A 6,534-nucleotide genomic window follows, 5' to 3' on the forward strand; every position below is an offset into this window, starting at 1 on the left:
GGGTTACGCATGAAACTACCATAGCCTGGCAGCTCGGCAGGGTTTATTGCGCCGTTTGAGTGCAGGCGCGCAATAAAATGCACGCATCGCTTGACTTGCAGCAGACGAATCACAACAATCGAAAGTCCGCTGTACAGGGACTGCCAGAAGCAGACCCACACAGCAGAGCACAGGCGCACACCAGCGCCGACCCGTTATACCCGCAACGCGTTACCTCGCGCTGGGTGGGAAAAACCCGTGACACTTGGGTACTCCCAATACTTGCTCAGTCAGTGCTGACGTACGTCGGCGACCACCGTCGCTCATGCTCTGCTGGCAGTAAACCTATTAAGACCCGTTCCCATGGAACGGTATTCTGGCGTTTTAGAGGTGAACAACGTGGAGCTTTTATCTGGCGCTGAAATGGTCGTCCGCTTCTTGCGCGACGAAGGCGTTAAGCACATCTACGGGTACCCCGGCGGTGCCCTCCTGCATGTATACGATGCCCTGTTCAAGGAGCCCGCTGTCGAGCACGTGCTGGTCCGTCACGAGCAGGCAGCCACCCACATGGCCGACGGCTATGCCCGTGCCACCGGCAAGGCCGGTGTTGTGCTGGTGACCTCCGGTCCGGGTGCCACCAACGCCATCACCGGTATCGCCACTGCCTACATGGACTCCATCCCGATGGTGATCCTCTCCGGGCAGGTGGCCAGCACGCTGGTGGGTACCGACGCGTTCCAGGAAACCGACATGATCGGCATCTCCCGGCCCATCGTGAAGCACAGCTTCATGATCAAGCACGCCTCGGAGATCCCCGAAGTCCTGAAAAAGGCCTTCTACCTGGCGCAGTCCGGTCGGCCCGGCCCGGTCGTGGTCGATATTCCCAAGGACATGACCAACCCAGCCGACAAATTCGAATACGTCTATCCCAAGAAGGCCAAGCTGCGTTCCTACAGTCCGGCGGTCCGTGGCCATTCCGGGCAGATCCGCAAGGCTGTCGAGATGCTCCTGGCGGCCAAGCGCCCGGTCATGTACGCCGGTGGCGGTGTCATCCTCGGTGGAGCTTCCGCTGCCTTGACCGAGCTGGCCCAGATCCTCGACCTGCCGGTCACCAACACCCTGATGGGGCTGGGCGCCTACCCGGGCATGGATCGCCAGTTCGTCGGCATGCTCGGCATGCACGGCAGCTACACGGCCAACCTGGCCATGCACCACGCCGATGTGATCCTGGCCGTGGGCGCACGCTTCGACGATCGCGTGATCAACGGCGCCGCCAAATTCTGCCCCAACGCCAAGATCATCCACATTGACATCGACCCGGCGTCGATCTCCAAGACCATCAAGGCGGACGTGCCCATTGTCGGTCCGGTGGACAGCGTTCTGACCGAAATGCTCGCCACCCTCAAGGACATCGGTGAAACCCCGAACAAGGACACCGTTGCCAGTTGGTGGAAGCAGGTCGAGGAGTGGCGTGGCGAAAACGGCCTGTTCCCCTACGACAAGGGCGATGGCTCCAAGATCAAGCCGCAGAAGGTCATCGAGACGCTGTGCGAGGTCACCCAGGGCGACGCCTACGTCACCTCGGACGTCGGCCAGCACCAGATGTTCGCGGCCCAGTACTACCTGTTCAACAAGCCCAATCGCTGGATCAACTCCGGTGGCCTGGGCACCATGGGCTTCGGTTTCCCAGCGGCCATGGGCGTCAAGATGAGCTTCCCCGAGGCCCACGTTGCCTGCGTGACCGGGGAGGGCAGCATCCAGATGAACATCCAGGAGCTGTCTACCTGTCTGCAGTATGGCTTGCCGGTCAAGATCATCCTGCTCAACAACGGCGTGCTCGGCATGGTGCGCCAATGGCAGGACATGAGCTACGGAGGTCGCCATTCGCATTCCTACGTCGAATCCCTGCCTGACTTCGTCAAGCTGGTCGAAGCGTATGGCCACGTCGGCATGCGCATCACCGATCTCAAGGATCTCAAGCCGAAAATGGAAGAAGCCTTCGCCATGACCGACCGCCTGGTGTTCCTCGATATCCAGGTCGACGTCGGCGAGCACGTCTATCCGATGCAGATCAAGGACGGCTCGATGCGCGACATGTGGCTCAGCAAGACGGAGCGGACCTAATCATGCGGCACATCATTTCGCTTTTGCTCGAGAACGAACCCGGCGCCTTGTCGCGCGTGGTAGGGCTGTTCTCGCAGCGCAACTACAACATCGAAAGCCTGACCGTGGCGCCTACCGAAGACCCGACCCTGTCGCGCCTGACGTTGACCACGGTAGGGCAGGATGAAGTGATCGAACAGATCACGAAAAACCTCAACAAGTTGATCGAGGTGGTCAAGCTGGTAGATCTGTCGGAAAGCGCGCACATCGAACGCGAGCTGATGCTGGTCAAGGTCAAGGCCACTGGCGCCCAACGCGCCGAGATCAAACGCACCACGGACATCTTCCGCGGGCAGATCGTTGATGTCAGCAGTAGCGTCTACACCGTTCAGCTGACGGGCACCAGCGACAAGCTGGATAGCTTCCTGCAGTCTATCGGCACCGCCTCGATCCTCGAAACCGTACGCAGTGGCGTGACCGGTATCGCTCGTGGCGACAAAGTGCTGAGCATCTAACTCAATTAGCGACCGGCCGAAACGGCCTAGATAACAGGTGATATTCAATGAAAGTTTACTACGACAAAGATTGCGACCTCTCGATCATCCAGGGCAAGAAAGTAGCCATCATCGGTTACGGCTCCCAGGGCCACGCCCAGGCGTGCAACCTGAAGGATTCGGGCGTCGACGTCACCGTGGGCTTGCGCAAGGGCTCGGCTACTGTCGCCAAGGCCGAGGCCCATGGCTTGAAAGTAGCCGACGTCGCCACTGCCGTTGCCGGTGCCGACCTGGTCATGATCCTGACCCCGGACGAGTTCCAGTCCCAGCTGTACAAGAACGAAGTCGAGCCCAACATCAAGCAGGGTGCAACCCTGGCTTTCTCCCACGGCTTCGCCATTCACTACAACCAGGTCGTGCCGCGCGCCGACCTGGACGTGATCATGATCGCGCCCAAGGCGCCGGGTCACACCGTACGTACCGAATTCGTCAAGGGCGGCGGTATTCCTGACCTGATCGCCATCTACCAGGATGCCTCGGGCAACGCCAAGAACGTCGCGCTGTCCTACGCTTCCGGTGTGGGCGGCGGCCGTACCGGCATCATCGAAACCACCTTCAAGGACGAGACCGAAACCGACCTGTTCGGCGAGCAGGCCGTTCTCTGTGGCGGCACCGTGGAGCTGGTCAAGGCCGGTTTCGAAACCCTGGTCGAAGCCGGCTATGCGCCTGAAATGGCCTACTTCGAGTGCTTGCACGAACTCAAGCTGATCGTCGACCTCATGTACGAAGGCGGTATCGCCAACATGAACTACTCGATCTCCAACAACGCCGAATACGGCGAGTACGTGACCGGCCCTGAAGTCATCAACGCCGAATCGCGCCAGGCCATGCGCAATGCACTCAAGCGCATCCAGGATGGCGAGTACGCCAAGATGTTCATCAACGAAGGCGCTACCAACTACCCTTCGATGACCGCCAAGCGTCGCAACAATGCCGCCCACGGCATCGAAGTCATCGGCGAGCAGCTGCGTTCCATGATGCCTTGGATCGCCGCCAACAAGATCGTCGACAAAGCCAAGAACTGATACAGTTTCAGGCGACAAAAAACGCGGCCATGGCCGCGTTTTTTCGTTATGGTGGCAAGCTTCTGGTATAAAGCTGCAACGTTTTGCGGTCGAACCCTCGACCCAGACGCCTGTCGAAACTTTCCACACCGTTGCAAGGTATTGTCCATGAGCGAACGTCCCGAAGAGCCAAACAAGGCTCCTGACGCCGAAAGCCTCCTGCCGATCGATGAGCATGTCGAAGAAGGGCATGACGCCGAAGGACGTAAAGTCCGGCACCGCGGCATCTATCTCCTGCCCAACCTGTTCACCACGGCAAACCTGTTTGCGGGTTTCTACTCGATCATCAACTCGATCAGTGCCCAGAGCGCCGGCAATGCTGCCGAAGCCAGCAAGTATTTTGCCTACGCTGCCATCGCCATCTTCGTGGCCATGGTGCTCGATAGTCTGGACGGTCGCGTTGCGCGCATGACCAATACCCAGAGCGCCTTCGGTGCGGAATACGACTCCTTGTCCGACATGGTCGCATTCGGTGTCGCACCCGCGCTGCTGGCCTTTGGCTGGGCACTGGGTGACATGGGCAAGGTCGGCTGGATGGTGGCCTTTATCTACGTTGCAGGTGCGGCACTGCGCCTGGCGCGGTTCAACACCCAGGTCGGCACCGCCGACAAGCGCTACTTCATCGGCTTGGCCAGTCCGGCTGCTGCCGGTGTGGTCGCAGGTCTTGTGTGGGCGTTCAGCGACTACGGCATCCAGGGCTCGAAGATGTCTTTCCTGGTCGCCCTGCTGGTGGCGGCCGCAGGCATGCTGATGGTCAGCAACATCAAGTACAACAGCTTCAAGGAGCTGGATCTCAAGGGTCGTGTGCCCTTCGTAGCCATCCTGGCGGTCGTCCTGGTGTTCGCCGTGGTGTTCAGCGATCCACCCCGCATTCTGCTGCTGATCTTCCTCGCCTATGCCGCTTCCGGCCCGATACAGTATTTGTTACGCATGCGCCGTCACAAAAAAGCAGAGTAAATTCAATTTCACGCATAATCCGTAGTCTCTTGGTATGTTGAACACAGCCAAGGCTACGGAGGCACCATGCTTATCAAGCTATCGCGTGCTTCGGACTGCAAAGAGTCCGAAGTCACCCCCGAATCGATCTATCTCTCGCGCCGCTCGCTCATGGGCGCCACCGCAACAGCCTTGGCCGTTTCGGCACTTCCCTCCTGGGCATCCGCTGCCGACCCATCGCGCTACGAAGGCGTCGACCCCAGCGGTGCGCCCGCCTGGTTGAACGACAAGCTGGGTCAAACCCGCTGGGGTGCGGTCACCGTGCAAGGCGAGGCGATCACGCCTTTCAAGGATGCTACCCACTACAACAACTTCTATGAGTTCGGCACCGGCAAGGGCGATCCGGCAGCCAATGCCGGCACCTTGAAGACCGAACCCTGGTCGGTGGTCATAGACGGTGAAGTGGCCAAGCCTGGGCGATATGCCCTCGAAGACTTCATGAAGCCTTATCAGCTCGAAGAGCGGATCTATCGGCTGCGTTGCGTCGAGGCATGGTCCATGGTCATCCCCTGGATCGGCTTTCCCATCTCGGCCTTGCTCAAGCAGGTCGAGCCCACCTCGAAAGCCAAGTACATCCGCTTCGAAACCTTGCAGGATCCCAAGAGCATGCCCGGTCAGCGCTCCGGCTTTGCCTTGATCAACTGGCCATATGTAGAAGGCTTGCGCCTGGACGAGGCGATGAATCCGCTGGCAATCCTTGGGGTAGGGATGTACGGCCGCGAGTTGCCCAACCAGAACGGCGCACCCTTGCGCCTGGTAGTGCCGTGGAAGTACGGGTTCAAAAGCGTCAAATCCATCGTGCGTATCAGCCTGGTCAGCGAACGGCCAGAGACGACCTGGGAAAACATCGCTCCCAGCGAGTACGGCTTCTATGCCAACGTGAACCCGGAAGTCGACCATCCGCGCTGGACACAGGCGCGTGAACGGCGTCTGCCCAGCGGGCTGTTCAGCCCCAACGTGCGTGAGACCGCGATGTTCAATGGTTACGCGGAGGAGGTTGCTTCCCTCTATACCGGCATGGATCTGCGGAAGAACTACTGATGCGTTATCCGTTATGGCGTCTGAGTGTGTTCGTGGTGGCGTGCGTATGGCCTTTGTTATGGCTGTACCAGGCCTGGATATTTGCCTTGGGGCCTGATCCAGGCAAGGTGCTGGTCGATCGGCTGGGGTTGGGCACCCTGATACTGGTGATGATCACGCTGTGCATGACGCCCCTGCAGAAGTTGTCTGGCTGGGCCGGCTGGATAGCAGTGCGACGGCAGTTGGGCCTGTGGTGCTTTGCCTATGTATGCCTGCACCTGGCGGCCTATCTGTTCTTCGTTCTAGGGCTGGACTGGAGTCAGCTAGGTGTCGAGCTGATCAAGCGCCCCTACATCATCGTCGGCAGCCTTGCGTTCCTTGGCCTGCTTGCACTGGCCGTGACGTCCAACCGGTACAGCCAGCGTCGACTGGGTCGGCGCTGGAAGCAGCTGCATCGCCTCATCTATGTGGTGTTGGGCCTGGGGTTGCTGCACTTCCTCTGGATCGTCCGCGCCGACCTGGAGGAATGGTCGATCTACGCTGCTGCGGGTGCGTTGCTCATCCTGCTTCGCGTTCCCGCCATTGCCCGGCGGATTCCCCGTGTAATGGAGCGAAAACCGCCCATTGTGAAAAAGACCTGAATTAACGGTTGACGGGCTCGCCAATCGCTCTATAATTCGCCCCACTTCCGGCGCAGCCGAAACGATAAACTCCTTGTTAATTAATGAGTTGGCCGTTTCAGAAGGTTCGGAAGGGTTTCGATCGTCAAGGTCGGAAGCGGTGAAAAAGGCAGTTGACAGCGGTTTGAAACGCTGTAG

Annotated in this window: 6 protein-coding genes; all 6 read left to right on the top strand. The window is 59.5% G+C overall.

From position 1 onward, the window contains the following. The first annotated feature begins 378 nt into the window (after positions 1–378). A complete protein-coding gene (locus tag IFT75_RS19935) occupies positions 379–2,103 on the top strand; it encodes an acetolactate synthase 3 large subunit (protein ID WP_122480255.1) in 1,725 nt (574 codons plus the stop codon). Positions 2,104–2,105: 2 nt separating this feature from the next. Next, positions 2,106–2,597: an acetolactate synthase small subunit gene (gene ilvN, locus IFT75_RS19940; RefSeq protein ID WP_043190700.1), complete on the top strand. Its 492-nt coding sequence runs from the start codon at positions 2,106–2,108 to the stop codon at positions 2,595–2,597. Between the two features lie 47 nt (positions 2,598–2,644). Next, positions 2,645–3,661, top strand: a complete 1,017-nt coding sequence (ilvC, locus tag IFT75_RS19945; RefSeq protein WP_043190697.1) for a ketol-acid reductoisomerase — start codon at positions 2,645–2,647, stop codon at positions 3,659–3,661. A gap of 147 nt (positions 3,662–3,808) precedes the next feature. After that, entirely contained in the window at positions 3,809–4,657 is an 849-nt protein-coding gene (pssA, locus tag IFT75_RS19950) for a CDP-diacylglycerol--serine O-phosphatidyltransferase (protein ID WP_122480158.1), read from the top strand. A gap of 66 nt (positions 4,658–4,723) precedes the next feature. Then, a complete protein-coding gene (gene msrP / locus IFT75_RS19955; protein ID WP_192056414.1) occupies positions 4,724–5,737 on the top strand; it encodes a protein-methionine-sulfoxide reductase catalytic subunit MsrP in 1,014 nt (337 codons plus the stop codon). Next, positions 5,737–6,357, top strand: coding sequence for a protein-methionine-sulfoxide reductase heme-binding subunit MsrQ (gene msrQ, locus IFT75_RS19960; RefSeq protein WP_192056416.1), 621 nt, complete (start codon positions 5,737–5,739; stop codon positions 6,355–6,357). Before msrP ends, msrQ begins: the two co-directional genes overlap by 1 nt. Positions 6,358–6,534: the final 177 nt, after the last annotated feature.

Source organism: Pseudomonas sp. CFBP 8758 (assembly GCF_014841725.1).
Classification (GTDB): domain Bacteria; phylum Pseudomonadota; class Gammaproteobacteria; order Pseudomonadales; family Pseudomonadaceae; genus Aquipseudomonas; species Aquipseudomonas baltica.

Bases quoted from the DNA above. Each gene is read 5' to 3' on its own strand.
- ilvC (WP_043190697.1), top strand. From the start codon at position 2,645: ATGAAAGTTTACTACGACAAAGATTGCGACCTCTCGATCATCCAGGGC.
- pssA (WP_122480158.1), top strand. From the start codon at position 3,809: ATGAGCGAACGTCCCGAAGAGCCAAACAAGGCTCCTGACGCCGAAAGC.
- msrQ (WP_192056416.1), top strand. From the start codon at position 5,737: ATGCGTTATCCGTTATGGCGTCTGAGTGTGTTCGTGGTGGCGTGCGTA.
- ilvN (WP_043190700.1), top strand. From the start codon at position 2,106: ATGCGGCACATCATTTCGCTTTTGCTCGAGAACGAACCCGGCGCCTTG.
- msrP (WP_192056414.1), top strand. From the start codon at position 4,724: ATGCTTATCAAGCTATCGCGTGCTTCGGACTGCAAAGAGTCCGAAGTC.